Source organism: Providencia sp. PROV114, from assembly GCF_032704305.1.
GTDB classification, from domain to species: Bacteria; Pseudomonadota; Gammaproteobacteria; order Enterobacterales; family Enterobacteriaceae; genus Providencia; species Providencia rettgeri.
On record NZ_CP120528.1, the window covers coordinates 2,195,156 to 2,210,741 of the forward strand.

Annotated in this window: 14 protein-coding genes; 3 read left to right on the forward strand and 11 right to left on the reverse strand. The window is 41.1% G+C overall.

Annotated features, from left to right (window positions below):
* The first annotated feature begins 26 nt into the window (after positions 1-26).
* A complete protein-coding gene (gene mnmH, locus P3L37_RS09675) occupies positions 27-1,115 on the forward strand; it encodes a tRNA 2-selenouridine(34) synthase MnmH (protein WP_109912244.1) in 1,089 nt (362 codons plus the stop codon).
* Positions 1,116-1,196: 81 nt separating this feature from the next.
* Here mnmH and P3L37_RS09680 read toward each other — a convergent pair whose 3' ends face one another.
* From P3L37_RS09680 to P3L37_RS09695, 4 genes are all read right to left on the reverse strand, one after another.
* A complete protein-coding gene (locus tag P3L37_RS09680) occupies positions 1,197-1,850 on the reverse strand; it encodes a LysE family transporter (RefSeq protein ID WP_109912243.1) in 654 nt (217 codons plus the stop codon).
* A 105-nt stretch (positions 1,851-1,955) separates the two neighbouring features.
* Positions 1,956-2,420: a YaiI/YqxD family protein gene (locus P3L37_RS09685; RefSeq protein ID WP_004910930.1), complete on the reverse strand. Its 465-nt coding sequence runs from the start codon at positions 2,418-2,420 to the stop codon at positions 1,956-1,958.
* 135 nt (positions 2,421-2,555) lie between these two features.
* Entirely contained in the window at positions 2,556-3,047 is a 492-nt protein-coding gene (locus P3L37_RS09690; RefSeq protein WP_109912242.1) for a GNAT family N-acetyltransferase, read from the reverse strand.
* Between the two features lie 64 nt (positions 3,048-3,111).
* Complete coding sequence (locus tag P3L37_RS09695; RefSeq protein ID WP_109912241.1) at positions 3,112-4,329, reverse strand: MFS transporter; 1,218 nt, start codon at positions 4,327-4,329, stop codon at positions 3,112-3,114.
* Between the two features lie 111 nt (positions 4,330-4,440).
* Here P3L37_RS09695 and P3L37_RS09700 point away from each other — a divergent pair, with 111 nt between their 5' ends.
* Complete coding sequence (locus P3L37_RS09700; protein WP_109912240.1) at positions 4,441-5,028, forward strand: TetR/AcrR family transcriptional regulator; 588 nt, start codon at positions 4,441-4,443, stop codon at positions 5,026-5,028.
* Positions 5,029-5,177: 149 nt separating this feature from the next.
* On the opposite strand, the gene P3L37_RS09705 is transcribed toward P3L37_RS09700, so the two are convergent.
* The 3 genes from P3L37_RS09705 to P3L37_RS09715 form a co-directional block, all read right to left on the reverse strand.
* Entirely contained in the window at positions 5,178-6,203 is a 1,026-nt protein-coding gene (locus P3L37_RS09705) for a threonine aldolase family protein (protein WP_196718379.1), read from the reverse strand.
* 194 nt (positions 6,204-6,397) lie between these two features.
* Positions 6,398-7,033 carry a DNA oxidative demethylase AlkB gene (gene alkB / locus P3L37_RS09710; RefSeq protein ID WP_109912238.1) on the reverse strand — a complete coding sequence of 212 codons (636 nt, stop codon included), beginning with the start codon at positions 7,031-7,033 and terminating at the stop codon, positions 6,398-6,400.
* 100 nt (positions 7,034-7,133) lie between these two features.
* Positions 7,134-8,006 carry an EamA family transporter gene (locus P3L37_RS09715; protein ID WP_004910918.1) on the reverse strand — a complete coding sequence of 291 codons (873 nt, stop codon included), beginning with the start codon at positions 8,004-8,006 and terminating at the stop codon, positions 7,134-7,136.
* An 84-nt stretch (positions 8,007-8,090) separates the two neighbouring features.
* On the opposite strand from P3L37_RS09715, the gene P3L37_RS09720 reads away from it, so the two are divergent.
* Positions 8,091-8,582 (forward strand): MarR family winged helix-turn-helix transcriptional regulator, encoded by a 492-nt coding sequence (locus tag P3L37_RS09720; RefSeq protein WP_109912237.1) that lies wholly within the window; start codon positions 8,091-8,093, stop codon positions 8,580-8,582.
* Positions 8,583-8,628: 46 nt separating this feature from the next.
* Here P3L37_RS09720 and P3L37_RS09725 read toward each other — a convergent pair whose 3' ends face one another.
* The 4 genes from P3L37_RS09725 to P3L37_RS09740 all read right to left on the reverse strand — a co-directional run bounded on the left by P3L37_RS09725 (position 8,629) and on the right by P3L37_RS09740 (position 15,583).
* Positions 8,629-10,671 (reverse strand): SWIM zinc finger family protein, encoded by a 2,043-nt coding sequence (locus P3L37_RS09725; RefSeq protein ID WP_211888787.1) that lies wholly within the window; start codon positions 10,669-10,671, stop codon positions 8,629-8,631.
* Entirely contained in the window at positions 10,668-11,822 is a 1,155-nt protein-coding gene (locus P3L37_RS09730) for a VWA domain-containing protein (protein ID WP_109912235.1), read from the reverse strand. Before P3L37_RS09730 ends, P3L37_RS09725 begins: the two co-directional genes overlap by 4 nt.
* Positions 11,822-14,368: a DUF5682 family protein gene (locus P3L37_RS09735; RefSeq protein WP_110731937.1), complete on the reverse strand. Its 2,547-nt coding sequence runs from the start codon at positions 14,366-14,368 to the stop codon at positions 11,822-11,824. Before P3L37_RS09735 ends, P3L37_RS09730 begins: the two co-directional genes overlap by 1 nt.
* Positions 14,369-14,473: 105 nt before the next feature.
* Positions 14,474-15,583 carry an ATP-binding protein gene (locus P3L37_RS09740; protein WP_109912233.1) on the reverse strand — a complete coding sequence of 370 codons (1,110 nt, stop codon included), beginning with the start codon at positions 15,581-15,583 and terminating at the stop codon, positions 14,474-14,476.
* Positions 15,584-15,586 lie beyond the last annotated feature (3 nt).

Below are 15,586 nucleotides of genomic sequence, written 5' to 3' on the forward strand. Positions count from 1 at the left end.
CAACTTTAAAGAATCTCTCTGTTATTATGGAATTAACCACTTCTTCGCAAAATATTCGTCAAATCTTAACCACTGGCACACCACTTATCGATGTCAGAGCGCCTATCGAATTTCAACAAGGGTCAATGCCGAATACCATAAACCTGCCTTTGATGAATGATGATGAACGCGCAGCTGTTGGTACATGCTATAAACAACAAGGTTCGGCTAAAGCTGTTGAATTAGGCCACCAGCTTGTCAGTGGTGACCTTAAAATGGCTCGGATCACTGCATGGATAGCAGCTTGTAAACAAAATATGAATGGCTATATTTGCTGTGCACGCGGTGGTATGCGGTCACATATCGTGCAATCTTGGTTAAAAGAGGCCGGTATTGAATACCCTCTCATCAATGGTGGTTACAAAGCATTACGACAAACAGCAATTGATGCCGTTAATGAATTGGTTCAACGTCCTATTATTTTAGTGGGAGGCTGTACGGGTAATGGTAAAACCACTCTCGTACATCATTTAGCGAACGGAATTGATTTAGAAGGTCTCGCACATCATCGTGGCTCTTCGTTTGGTCGTACATTACAACAACAGCACACTCAAGCCACTTTTGAAAATTATTTAGCAGTTACGCTATTGAAAAAAGCCCAACAATGTCAGCGTTGGGTACTGGAAGATGAAGGACGTGCCATTGGTGCAAATAGCCTGCCACTTGAACTACGCGCACAAATGGAAAAAGCGCCAATCGCTATTATTGATGACCCTTTTGAACTGCGTCTTGAGCGTTTAAAATATGAATATTTTGACCGTATGACGCAAGATTTTATAGCGACTTTTGGTTTCGAGCGTGGCTGGCAGGAATATAGCGACTATTTACATCATGGTCTGTTTGCCATCCGTAAACGGTTAGGATCACAGCGGACAATCGAATTGACGCATTTACTTGAGCGTGCTTTAGCAGACCAAAAAACAACCGGAGATACCCAGACACATTTTTCGTGGTTAATCCCATTGTTGAATGAGTATTATGACCCAATGTATCGCTATCAATTAAGTAAAAAACAACACCGCATCATTTTTCGCGGTAATTATCAAGAAGTTGAACATTGGTTAACGCATCAATGAATTCATTTTATTCCACTATAAATAGCCTCATCGCAAAGTCTGAGGCTATTTTATATAGCAATGACTTCTTCATCAGTAAATCTAGAACGGTGATTTCTTCATAGCCAATTCGCTGAACCCTTGGTAAATCAACCTTGTTGCCAACGCCCCTAGAATTAACCCAACACCTTTACCGACCACTTTATGAACTCGTGAATAGGTTCTACGAACAGAAGTTAAAGAGAATGTTTGGCATAAAATAACCCGCCAAACTAATGATGCAATAACAATTCCCAGCCAAATGACTAATTTAGCCCATAATGGTGTTGATGGCGAAATGGTCGTTGAAAAAATACTCATAAAAAATAAAACGGTTTGGGGGTTTGATAAATCAGAAATTAGCCCCCGCCTAAAATAGATACCAGATGGGAAATGTTCCGTAGTATTTTCGGTGGACAGATTAAGTTGCGTTTTGTTATTAAATACACTTAGCGCGTAATAAAGCAAATATAAGCCACCAAGAATTTTAATCAGTGAAAATAATGAGCCAAATTCAGCCATTAATGTGACAAGACCGAATAAACCGAGCCCCGAATAAATGGCATTGCCTAGCACCACACCATAACCACAAGTTAATCCAGCTTTTTTACCTGAGCTCAATGTGGTTTGCACCACAATAAACAAATTTGCTCCAGGATTAAAAAAGGTCAGTATAAATAAGAATAGCGTGATGATAATACTGTGTAATGGGTCCATTATTTTTCTTCAAAAATTTAAGGTTAACCATTATAGACACGGTATAGATTGTAATTCTGTTTTACTATGCACATTTTCTGAGCTTAAATCAAAAAATGTGCTGGCTTATGATGACGCTAGTGATTTCTTACGTTGCAACAGCCATTTATCTAACTCATTAGCAAATTGTTGCCTGTCTTTCTGGTTTAGACTTGCAGGCCCTCCCGTTTGGATGCCACTGGCTCTCATGGTATCCATAAAGTCACGAATATTAAGACGTTCACGAATAGTCGCTTCGCTATAGCGTTCACCACGAGGATTCAATGCATTGGCGCCCTTTTCCATAACTTCTGCGGCTAATGGGATATCTGCAGTGATCACTAAATCATCTTTTTGAGCTCGTAATACAATTTCATTATCCGCTACATCAAATCCTGCGGGCACCTGCAAGGTTTTTAAAAAAGGAGATGGAGGTACTGTTAAGCGTTGGTTCGCAACAAATGTTATTTGCACTTTTTCCCTATCTGCTGCTCGGTATAAAACTTCTTTAATTACTTTTGGACAGGCATCCGCATCAACCCAAATTATCATTATTACTTCCCAAATGGTGATTATCTATGATGAGATATCATATCAGACAACAAAATTACACGTTAGATACTTCGTATGGAAAAACTCCCAAGCTCACTCAGACGGCCTCAAAATAGTGGGCTTGAGAAAATAGGTTTACAGTTTCATTACCATTTCATGCCACGTCATTCCACCATGGTCAGATTCTGATGGTTTTATATATTGGTAGCCAAAATGCTTATACAGGTCAATATGGCGTTCTTTGCACATAAGATGAATCGTTTTTTTATTCATATCCTTCATGTCATTGATAAACCTTTTCATCAGTAAAGATGAATAGCCTTTACCTTGATACTTGGGATGCACTACCACTGACATAATAACGACATTTGGTGCTTGTGAGTCATGCCCAATGAGTTCTTTAAACTCTTCATCCGACATCACAACATCCCATGCACAACCCGAATTAATAAAACCAACGACTTCCCCGGCTAATTCCATACATAAAAAACCGTCTGGATATTGCTGAACTCGTGTTGCTATTTTTTCTTTTGTTGCCGCTTCATCCCCTTCATAGGATTCGATTTCAATCGCATAACAGGCGTCAACATCATCAAGTGTGGCAGTGCGAAAGACTGGAGAATGCATGAAATTACCTCATTAAATTATTTTTTATGATTTTATCACTACATGGTTTATTTTTTCGTTGTTTTTAATGGTATTCCTCACATTCAACTGCCATTTTTTGTTGTGTTTTATCCCGTAAGTAGCTCAGCCATGTTGAAATGAAAACTAAAACTCCACCAGAGATTGCGACGGCATAACCTGCATAAGGACCATAGGTATCCACCATTTTGCCCGTTAGCATCGCACCAATCGCAACGCCAATATTTAACCCTGCGAGTAACCATGTCATTCCTTCTGTTAATTTATTCCGTGGAACAATTCTCTCAACTAATGTCATTGCAATAATCATCGTCGGTGCAAAGAACAATCCTGAAATAAACACCACCACAGACAAAGAATAAACACCTACCACCCACCACATTGGCACAATAGAAAGAAACGTCATTAAGCCACTGAGGAATAATAAACGTGATAACGGTGTGTTAAAGGTTAATCCGCCAAATACAAGCCCCATCGCACATGAACCGATCGCATAGGCCGATAACACTAAACTGGCCATCGCTGGTTGCTGTTGTAATTGAGCCAACGTGACACTTAAAATATCCACACTGCCAACAATCACACCTAAAGCAATCATTAATACAATCAACAACTGCAAGCCAATCATTGAAATAATTGATTTATTCACCAATACAAGAGAGTCATGCGCCACAACTTTGGGTTCTGTGCTTCGCTGTGAAATAAATAAAGCCATTCCCACGGCTAATAAAATTGCCGCAACCAGTAAACCTGCTTGAGGAAATAAAGCGACAGTGATCCCGACAGATAACGGAGGGCCAACAATAAAAGTGGCATCATCAAATACGGTTTCTAATGAATAGGCTGTTTGTAGTATGGGTTGATCTTTATACAGCGCAGTCCACCTAGCCCTTACCATGGCAGACATACTGGGCATCGCCCCCGTTAATAAAGCTCCGATAAATAAGCCGATATCGGGTAATGATAACCACGTAGTTAAGATAATAATAAACACACCAAGCACACTGATTACGGTCACCACTGGCAAGACGCGAAATTGACCATATTTATCCACTAAGCGAGAAACTTGTGGAGATAGTAACGCATAAGTTAAGACAAAAGTTGCAGAAACAAGCCCTGCTAAGGTATAGCTTCCTTTTAGTTGCGCTAACAAGGTAATGATCCCGATCCCCATCATCGGTAACGATAAACGTGCCAGTAACCCTGCTATCACAAAACGTTGGTTTTCTTTTGCCTGAAATAACTGCTGATAGCGACCTATCATATGAGCTCCAAAATGAAATTTAATTATACATACCTTGCGTATGTATAATCATGATATAATCATACACATTGAATGTAAATAATTATACGCTATGTATGTAAGAGGCTTTTAATGGCAAGAAGAACGCAAGCTCAAATGGCAGAAACACGTGCAAATTTATTAACTACAGCACGAGAGCACTTTAGCCGGCTTGGTTATGCAGAAACCTCAATGGATGAAATAGCAGCAAGCGTTAATCTCACACGCGGAGCCCTTTACCACCACTTTGGTGATAAACAAGGTTTATTTACTGCCGTTGTTGAACAAATTGACTCACAAATGAATGCCCGTTTACAAGCAATTACTCTCCATACTGAAGACCTATGGAATAGTTTTTGTCAGCGTTGTCACGCCTACTTAGAAATGGCATTAGAACCGGAGTATCAACAAATTATTTTGCGTGACGCAAAAGCCGTTTTAGGCGATTTTTTGGCTAAATCAAACTTACAGTGTACTGAACAAATTGAACACCTGCTTCATCAGCTAGTCCAAAATGGCGTTATTAAAAGTATTGATACCCATGCATTGGCTTTTTTAATTAATGGTGGGCTCGCTGAGGCAGCTTATTGGATCTCGCAAGGTGATAGTCAACAGCGACTAAAGAAAAGTGTCGATGCCATAGATATGTTGTTATCAGGGCTATTACTCACGAAAGATTAGCTCGGTGTTACCTTTCGCTGGCACGGATATTGTATCAGTACCAACAATATAATTGCTCAGTAAAATCCTCAATATACCGCCACCATGATAAATAAAACCCAATAAATATAGGCGAAAAATAGGAAATATTTATTGGGTTAATGAATTATCTAAAGTAGAGCTTGGAAAGTCTGTTTTAATTTATCGACATCTTGCTGAGTTGTTGACCACGAGGTACAAAAACGAATACAGGTGGTCTCTGGTGTCGGTTTACATATTTGACTTAATTGATAATGCCCTAATAATTTATTCGCCAGTGCATCTGGGAAAATAACAAAAACTTGGTTTGATTCAACGGGCGCAAGAAACTGAAATCCCTTTTCGGCAAAAAATGAAGCTAATTGTGAAGCCATCTCATTAAGATGACGCCCCAATTTAAAATACAAATCATTATTAAACAGCGGCTCAAACTGGGCAGCAAGCAGCCAACCTTTGGCTTGTAACCCACCTTTTTGTTTAATACTAAAACGAAAATCAGATTGCAGTGCTGGGTTTACAATCACCAATATCTCCCCGGTTAATGCACCAATTTTCGTTCCACCGATATAAAAAATATCAGTTAACTGCGCAACATCTTCAATCGTTAAATCACTATATTTCGACATTAAACCTGAAGATAAGCGAGCGCCATCCATAAATAGCAGTAAGTTATGAGCATCACAAACCTCGCGTAATGCAACTAACTCTTCTTTACGGTAAACGGTGCCAATTTCAGTTGAATTACTAATATAAACAAGCTTAGGTTGGACAGTATGTTCATCATTATGCTCAGACAGTACTTTGATGATATGTTCTGGCGCTAATTTGCCTGATAGTGAATCAACAGTAATAACTTTATGGCCGGTTGCTTCAATCGCCCCTGTTTCATGAACTGCGATATGCCCGCTGTCTACAGTGATAACCGCTTGGTGTGGTCGTAAAACATGGGAAATCGTGGTTAGATTAGTGATTGTACCGCCATTAAAAAAATGAATTTCCGCATTAGGCTGGCCAATTCTTAATCTAATTTTATCTGCTACACGACGACAAATCTCATCAGTGCCATAACCTTTGAAACGTTTCCCTGATAAATTATTTAGGACTTGCATAACTGCCGGATGAGCTATTTCGTTATAATCATTTAAAAAGCTATACATTCACTTACCTATCAATAACTAGTTATATTAATTTATAGCCATTATTTATAGGGGGTTCCAATTCATTATTCAATGATATTTTTGCTATATAAATACCAAAGTTAACGATTAATATTATTTAAGTTGCTGAAATTAAATATTAAGTCATTCATAGTCTATTTCATTGATAAATTGGCATACTGTAAAAGGTGAATTCAGGGTTGAGAATGCCTAAACGTCAAGTTATATCGATACGGGCCTAACAGCGGGTGCACACCTGATTTAACTCGACGCACCCCATGGTAATTTAATCGTGACTGGCCTCCCCATACCAAAACATCGCCATGCTCTATATAAATAGCAACTTTGGGCGCATCTCGAGTTACTCCACCAAAATCAAATGTTGTGGGTAACCCTAAAGAAAAAGAGACAATCGGCTGAGTAAAATCAGTTTCGTCTTTGTCTTGGTGCAATGCCATCGCAGCACCAACGGCATAGCGGTTAATCAAGCAAGCATCAGGGATAAAATGATCAAAGCCAGCAGTGCTCGCTGCAGAAGTGGCCAATTGAACAAAGGAAATTGGTATGGGTTGCCAAGGCTCATTAGTGACAGGGTCACGCTGACTATAGCGATATCCCTTTTCATCAGTTACCCAACCCCAGTCACCGCAGTTAGTCATTGCGGCAGACATTGAGTAGCCATTTGGTGTCGTCATATGTCTTAAGGGGTTAGCTGCAATAATGTTGTTTAATGACTGCAATAATGCATCAGTTTGCCCCAGTAGAAACCCTTTGAGTAAAAAAGCCTCTGGTGCAATTTGTACGGTATTATCTTCATCAGGAAATAACATATTAGCCACTGTTTAATAGTCTGAGTGAATGCTCTAATGAATGTTAACACAGGAAAAAAAGTTGCTCATCACATTCAATGAGCAACCTACAGGGTTAACTTTAACGTTGATAAGCTAGAGTGACTTTTCTTGTTTCCGCTCGCTGACTCGCCCACACACTGAGTAAAATGACAACCATGCCGATAAATTGCAAGGTACTAAGCTGTTGATTGAGATAAAACCATCCCAAAACCACCGCACTCACGGGGCTTAAAAAACCCAGTGACGCCACTGAACTTGGACCTAATATTGCCAGTCCGCGGAACCATAAGGCGTAAGTTAATGCACCGCCAATAAGCGTGAGATACCCTAAACCAATTAAATTTAGTGAACTTAACGTTGGTAAAGCCGGCTCAAATATAATGGCAAACGGTAATAATACTAATCCTCCCGCGGTTAATTGCCATGAAGTAAAGGTTAAAGCACTGACTGGTGGCTGCCACCGGCGACTCAAAACCGTCCCCGCAGCCATTGAAAATGCCCCTGCTAACCCAGCAATAATACCTAAAGGGTCTAAGGCGGCATTCGGTGTTAAGAGCAATATAGCTACCCCGAATACCCCTGCTATTGATGCCATAATGGATACCGCAGATAAACGGTTATTTAACAGCCAGCGGCTTAAAAATAGCACAATTAATGGCTGTACAGCGCCAACCGTTGCGGCGACACCACCAGGTAAGCGATACGCAGCAATAAACAATAGCCACCAAAATAAAGAAAAGTTTAAAACACCTAATACCACTACCCGCAACCACCAAATGCCTTCGGGGAGTTTTCGTAACACAAGTATCAATAGTAATCCTGCAGGTAACGCGCGTAATACCGCCAATGTTAATGGTATCCCTGCGGGTAACATCTCTGTTGTCACTAGATATGTGCTTCCCCACACAATTGGTGCTAATGCTGTCAACCCTAAAACCGTTATACGATTCATATTTCTATTCTCTTAATTTATCTTGAAGTCAAGATATGTGCACTTTACCTTGACGTCAAGATAAATAACCGCCATTATTTGCCTATGGATAGAATAGATAAAATCACTCAACAGTGGGAAAGAGAGCGCCCTGACCTCGATATTAGCCCAATGGGGCTAATTGGCCGGCTAGGTAATGTCGCGTTCCACTTAACTCGGGAAATGGAAAAGGTCTTCGCTCAGTTTGGCCTTAACCGTTCAAGCTTTGATGTACTTGCGACTTTACGGCGTGCAGGTGCCCCCTATACACTGAGCCCAGGAGAAATGTTATCAACGTTGATGGTCACATCAGGAACGATGACCAACCGAATAGACCAATTGGAAAAAGCGGGGTTAGTCAGCCGCCATACTAACCCTGATGACGGCCGCGGCTTTTTGGTTTCATTAACTCCCGAAGGGTTAACGTTAATCAACCAACTTATTGAAGCACACACACAAAACCAGGCTCGCCTCGTCGCTAACTTGTCTCAACAAGAGCAACATGCGTTGAACCAGTTATTACGGACATTCTTAGCGTCATTTGAATCTAATGAATAATAATACGTTGTGTTGAACATAACATGGGGGAATACCTCCCCTCATGTTATTGGCTAAATTGAAAAGGTAATGGCATTTGTAACCGTTCAAAATGGTCACATAAATAAACTAATTGTAAAAGTAATTGGGGTTGTATAGCGCCGGAAGCCACCAAAGGTTTGAACTGATTAGCCAACCAAAGCGCCCCCAAATCTTCAAGTGTTCTAACGACATACGCTATTTCATCTTGTTGAGTCTGAGATAAACGCTGCCTTCCTGTACATGCTTGAGTTTCTAATACCGAAAGTAGCGGCCGAACAAGCTGACTAGCCAACGTTAATTCAGGTACAAAAACTTGGTTTTTTTGCTGTTTTTTCACCATATATTCGATAATTTTATTAAAAAAACCAGAACGTTGTTTCTTACGCGGTGTACTTTCAAAATCTAAATAGAACAGCTCAATACCATGTTCTTTTTTTAACCATAATGTTTTGGGGATTAATTGAAGCACTTCTTGTGAATGGCTCACCTGCACCGTCACAGCACAAATTGGCCATTGCTGCTTTGTAATAAAACGCAATTCCTCAATTTTATGGTCATCACTTCCTTGCCAATTTAGCCGTAAAAACGCCCTGTTTTTTTGTGAATCAATCACCGTCCACAATACACATTGTTCGGTTTCATCCCAATAGAGCGGCTCATAATCAGTAATATGCAATAAAATGGGCGAAAACCTATTCTCTTGTATAAATGTCGGTAATTCGTTAGCCGCTGATTGCCAGTCGGTATAACCGAATTCAGCTTTGATATTAAGATAATCATCAGTTGTTAATCCTTTTTCTTTGCAGCTAACTGCATAGCTTTCACCGCTAGCTGATAATTTCCCTTCCTCTGATAACCTTGGTAAATGCAATTTAAAGGGGCTTTTCATCAAACTTACTGCGGTATGTTTCCATAACGCCAAGGTTTGCCAAACATTTTGTCGGTTAAACGTCGGGTCAAGGCTATTTCCACGCCCCTGTGTGCATTGAATAATTTTTTTATTTTGTTGATCCCAAAAACTCAATGTAGCACCGATCGCACCGCTATCTGTTTTCCACCAATTCGCATCGATAGGCAGCAAATCAAACTCTATGGGTTGGTCGGTATACTGCCGTCTTTGTAACCCTTTGAGTGCCATAAGCTGATGTTCATTGGCTGTTGATAATTGATACATATAAGCAGATATTTCAGCAATTAACCGTAAAACTTGCCCTTCATCCATCGTAAAATGTTTATCGGCTAAGCGTTTAACTTGCTGGCTAAGGCGTTTCATATAATTGGCTAAGCGAGGCAACCCTTCCGCACGTGCTGACATATTTAGTAATTGCAACTGGCTAGCACTGCTTTGGCTAATATGTGATAGCCCTTGTCGTAACATATCCTGAATGAATTGCTCAACTGAACCCATCACCATTTTATCGTCTTGGGTCAGCTCTTGTTGATGAGTTTGACCTACGGTTATCTCCTCTGGCCATTGCCATGGTTGGCCATGCTGATGCATTAATTTTGCAATAATAGCGAGATGAACTGCATTTTTTTGTTTTTCAGGTATTGATGAAATCATGCCCTGCAAACCACTACCTCGCATATAAATAATTGGCTCATCATATTCTGGTAGGATAATTTTTAACTGGCTAGAATGTGCTTCATAAACCAGCTCTTTATCTTGCCATACCTGCATAAATCTCAACGCTAAACGAATATCAGGTTTCGGTGTTTGTTTAATTAAGCTTTCTGGTAATAATGCTAATAATTCACTTAGCACCGTTTCACTAGCTACCGGCTCTGCTGAAGTCATTTCTGCGGCTGTATTCGATTGAATCCATAAAACTGCTGCCAAAATGTGTTTACAGCATCCCGTTGCTGGGCAATCGCAAGTGGCTTTTTGGATCCCTTGCGCATCTAAAGAGACACATTGCCCATCACTCGTGAATGTCCCAAGGTTTAAGTCCGTTGGATTAACCTTTTGGTTTTCAACATCTTTGCGTGCACGCCTGAGTAACCCCACATTCGCTAATACGACTAATGCGTCGTCGTCATACTGTAGGTAACTGTTTTTCCAACTCATTGCATGACCTCTGCTAACCATTGCGCAAAATGCTCCGGTGTTAATGCTGCAACATGCATCCCTCTATCTGCGAGTTTTTGGGCAATTTCAGGGTCATAAACAGGGAGTGCCTCGTCATCCAACGCAGCTAAACCTAATAATTTCACTTGTTGGCTATGTAAACGCTGTGTGCAATTGAGTAAATGATTCAGCGCGCCACCCTCTTCAAAATCACTAATTAAGCTAATCACGGTACGTTTTGGGTTACGTATTAAGCTTTCGCAATATTGCATGGCTTTAGCGATATCTGTTCCGCCGCCCAGTTGCACTGTCATTAACACTTCAACGGGATCATGCGCAAGATGGCTTAAATCTACCACTTGAGTATCAAAAATCACTAAAGAGACACGCACTGTCGGCAATGCCGCTAATATACTCGCACACACCGCGGCATACATAATAGAGCTCGCCATCGAGCCGCTTTGGTCCACACACAAGATCACATCCCATGGTAAATGCTGTTGCTGACGAGAATTAAAATGGGGTGTTTTGATAACTAACCGTTGATTTTGCTTATCGTAATTCTTCAAATTGGCAGCGATAGTCCCTCGCCAATCAAAATTACGGCTGTTTGGGATCAGTGAACGTTGAAAACGGTTACGCCGCCCTGTTAATGCGTGACGAAATTGGTTACGCATTTGACTTAAAATATCATCAACTACTTTACGTATAATATTTTTAACGGCATCACGGGTTTCTTCATTCATTTTCCCGCGTAAGCTTAACAAGGCTTTAGCGAGGGATTTTGTCGGTTCCATGGCATTGAGCGCCTGTGGATCCTTTAGTAAGCTACTGATCTCATAACGTTCTAACGCTTGGGATTGCATCCGCTCAAAAGTACTATTAGGAAATAATTTACGTGCTTGATTTAACCAGTTAACCGCCGTTAATTGAGAAGCATCTAAGGAGCCGTGGCGTCCAGCTTCTTGTTTTAAGCCTCGACGTTGGTATTCTCGGCGATATAAAAAATCCAAAGAACGTTCTATTTTCAACTCTTCAGCACTAAAGGTGGCTTGGCCCAGCGCGTTATCGGCATATTGCCCGAGGACTAAGCGCCAGCGCTTAGCCAATTGAAGTTGTTCAGGGGTTAATGTCGTATTTTTCTGACTCATTATTTGTCATCCTGAGCACGAGCAAACCAATCCTGTAACCCTAGTTCAATCAGCTGGCTCTGTAATTGTTGTTCGAGTTGAATCACTTCCATCATCTGTTGTTCATTAAATTCTGTCTGGTGCAATGTGAGTTCTTTTGCCTCAATCGCCAAGTCTTGTGCCACATATTGTGCCATTTGTGCATTTTGTTTAGGCGTTAACTGGCTAAACGCAAACCGTAAATCAGGTAACACCTGAATAAAACGCCCTTCATCCCATTCACTAAGCAACTGATTTAACATATCAATTAATAATGGTATGCGTAAGACTAACTCTGGTGCTGTTCGCATCACACCGATAAAATAGCCAATTGCCATTTCAGGATCACTGCCTGTGCTGAACGCGCGCCTAATTTCATCTGTCAGGACGGTTTCATCAATTTTCGCCCCAAGGTAACGCAAAGCATCCACTGCGCCTTTTAAAAGCGGTGTCTGATTTAACTGACCTTCACAACGGCCTAATGCCTGATAAAAATCATTGGTGTAGTCATGGCTGTTATTAATTTCAGGCATAAAAGTGATTAATTCACGGCAAGAAAGTAATGCTGAAAAATGAGGCTCTTGCTGCTGTTCATCCCCTTGTGTAATTTGAGCAAAACAATAAAATGCTTGTTGTAATAAGGCATCTAAACGCGCTTCGATAGCAAAATTATCTTCAATATCAAAGAATTGACGCCCCCTCCAAAGATGAACCAGTTTATGACCACAAGCAATCAATGATTCAAACTTTGTATCCTGCTGAATATAACCATCCAACAAAGAAAATAATGCGGGCATCCGTTGATGTAACCCAATTAACGCGGCTTGCATAAGGAGTGCAACCGCACTTTGGCTTGAGCGACTAACCCCTTGTTGTTCTAGGTTTTTTTCCATTTCAAACAAACGGGCTAGCGCGATAGCTTTTAATTGCGTTCCTTTTTCCGATAATGCAATCAATTCCCCCTCAACATTAGGCGTCCATGCGTATTGCCATTCTTCAAATAATAAATCCATTTGGTTACCCGACAAAAAGTTTGGCCCAGAGAGCAGCTTAGCAAAATGGATATCAAGAAATGCTAGTAAATGCAGAAATCGGCTGCGCGCACGATGTTGTTGGTTACGATAAACATCTAAGCGGCTCACCTTACTTAAGGTATCATCAAGTTTGAAACGAAAACTTTTTGCTAATTCATAAGTTTCAGTGACTAACGGAGGTGTTGCTGTCTCTTTGGGAATTTTTCCGAGTAAAAAGCCGGAAAAACAGGTTTTTATTTCCTGCCAAAGTTCAACTTGGCTTTCATCTAAGCTACCTTTGATAAAAACGCTTTGTAACCCATCCAACAGGTCATAACGCCCTGGGCCTGCATGCCCACGAAAGACGGCAAGGCGAATGCTTTGCTCTGCAGCCAGTTTAACCGATAAAAACCCGGGAGCCGCTTCAAATTGCCTTTCACGTAAGATATTCGCAACTTTAGAAAGATAGGCAACACCTAAACGGTTTCGATAAGCCTGCGTAGGCTGGTTATCGCCTGTCAACTGTGCTTGGCGTTGCTGCAATAATGACAACCATGATTGTTGGTAAAATGCAGGAGAAGGCATGCCGGATGCATAGCCATTTAATGCATCAAGTTTGTCATAGCTATAGCGAATAAACCAAGCCTTGTCTTGTTCACCCAATTTTTGTTGTTGAATAAACGCTTTTTGTTGTGCTACAGAAAGCTTAAATTGTTGATTGCGAGTCTCTTCTAACCCTTCAAGAAGCGCAAGGGTATGGAATCCTCCCGTCACCACCACAATTTTAGCTTGTGGGTGCTGGGCTTTAATGGTCTGGATATGCGCTTGCATATAGCGCTCACGCTGTATAGAGCCTTCTGCTTCAAGGACTTGGGGCTCATAATCAAGCCGTGCCAATGCACACCAAATAAAGCTATCCATGAAAAATGTCTGCCAATCCGCGAGTTGTTCAATCGCCCGTAATTCAAAAATTTGCTCCCATAATTCATCATGGTCACGGCAACCACTTTTTTTCGCAAGCTGGCTAATAAATAGGCTATGGGCTAAGTAGCGTTCTTTCTGCAAACTTTGAGATTGCAACTCATTGGCTTCGTCTTCATTAACTTGCGCTGTCCATGGTAAGTCAATGAAACGCAACTGGGCTTGGTGTTGTTGGCCGATTTGTAAAGCCTGCCATTCAGGGGAATATTCACAGAAAGGAAAATAAGCAGATCGAGTGACAACGTCACTTTTATCTCCTACTTGTGCGGGTTTTACTTCTGTTTGTGCCATAATAGCGACAGGTGGCTGGGTATCATGATGTAATAAGCTCGCCAGTAGCCCATTAAAACTATCGGGTCCCTCGATTAAAACATAGTCAGGTTCGATTTGTTCAATCAACGACAACGTGCTGTATGCACATGCGGGGCTATGATGCCGAATAGGTGCAAAGTAGATACCGGCTGATTCAAGTTGTTGCCTGTTGTGTAATGCATTTTCAATGCGTTTTGGTAAAGGTATAGATAGCAAGCTCACCGCTGATTTCCCTAAGGGTTATTCGTCTTAAATGGCCTAGTACTAATTCAATCATCATGACGAGGGGTTAGTAGAACCATAGTGGCTCTACCTTGTTATGAAACTTTATTGCCAATATGCCCTCGAAGCATCAAAAAAAGCTTTCCACTCTTGGCTATGTTTCGCCCTTTCTCTCGCGACATTGTCAATGTAATAACGCATCCGTTTGATATCATCTGCGTTATCTTTTAAAACCACACCAATAAGCTGGCGTGCAACTGCTCCTGCATTGAGTATGCCATCACCTAAGTAATGGGCTTCAAGTGCACATGCATAAGCAATATTAACGGCTTCAGCTGTCGACATCACCGCGTCTGGCGTTTTAATGCTGCCCCCATCTTTGGTATTTCCTGAACGCAATTCTTGGAACGTGGTGACCAACAGCTCGATCACGTTGCTTGGGATGGTTACTTGGCCATTGAGGTCAGCTAACTCTGCGGTTAATTGCTTATTGATCAGCTTAATTTCAAATGCGGGATCTTGGATAGGCCGTACCGTTTCAAAATTAAATCGACGTTTTAACGCTGATGACATTTCATGAACGCCACGATCACGCAAGTTTGCTGTACCAATTAAATTAAACCCTTGCTTCGCGCTGATCCGTGCATTGTCTTTCATTTCAGGGATCATCATTTGCTTTTCTGACATCAAGCTAACCAGCACATCTTGAATTTCAGGAGGACAGCGCGTGATCTCTTCAAAACGAACAATTTTCCCCTCTTGCATACCTTGGTATAACGGCGAGCTAACCAATGCTTTCTCTGTTGGGCCTTCAGCTAATAGCAATGCATAATTCCATGAATATTTAATATGATCTTCAGTTGTGCCCGCGGTTCCTTGAATGGTTAAACCTGAATCACCACTAATTGCAGCGGCTAATAACTCCGATAACATGGATTTTGCCGTCCCAGGCTCCCCGACTAACATTAACCCTTGTTTACCTAATAACGTCACAATTGCACGGTCAACTAAAGCATCATCACCAAAAAATTTTGCAGAAATATTGAGTGATTCATCACCTAAGATAAATTGCCTAACAGCACGAGGTGAGCGCAACCACCCTTGTGGTTTCGGGTTCTGTTTATCTGCTTCGGTTAAACGCGCCAATTCATCGGCAAAACGAATTTCTGCGCTTTCACGCAGAATATTCCCTTCTATTGTTTTACTTTTAGTCATTCT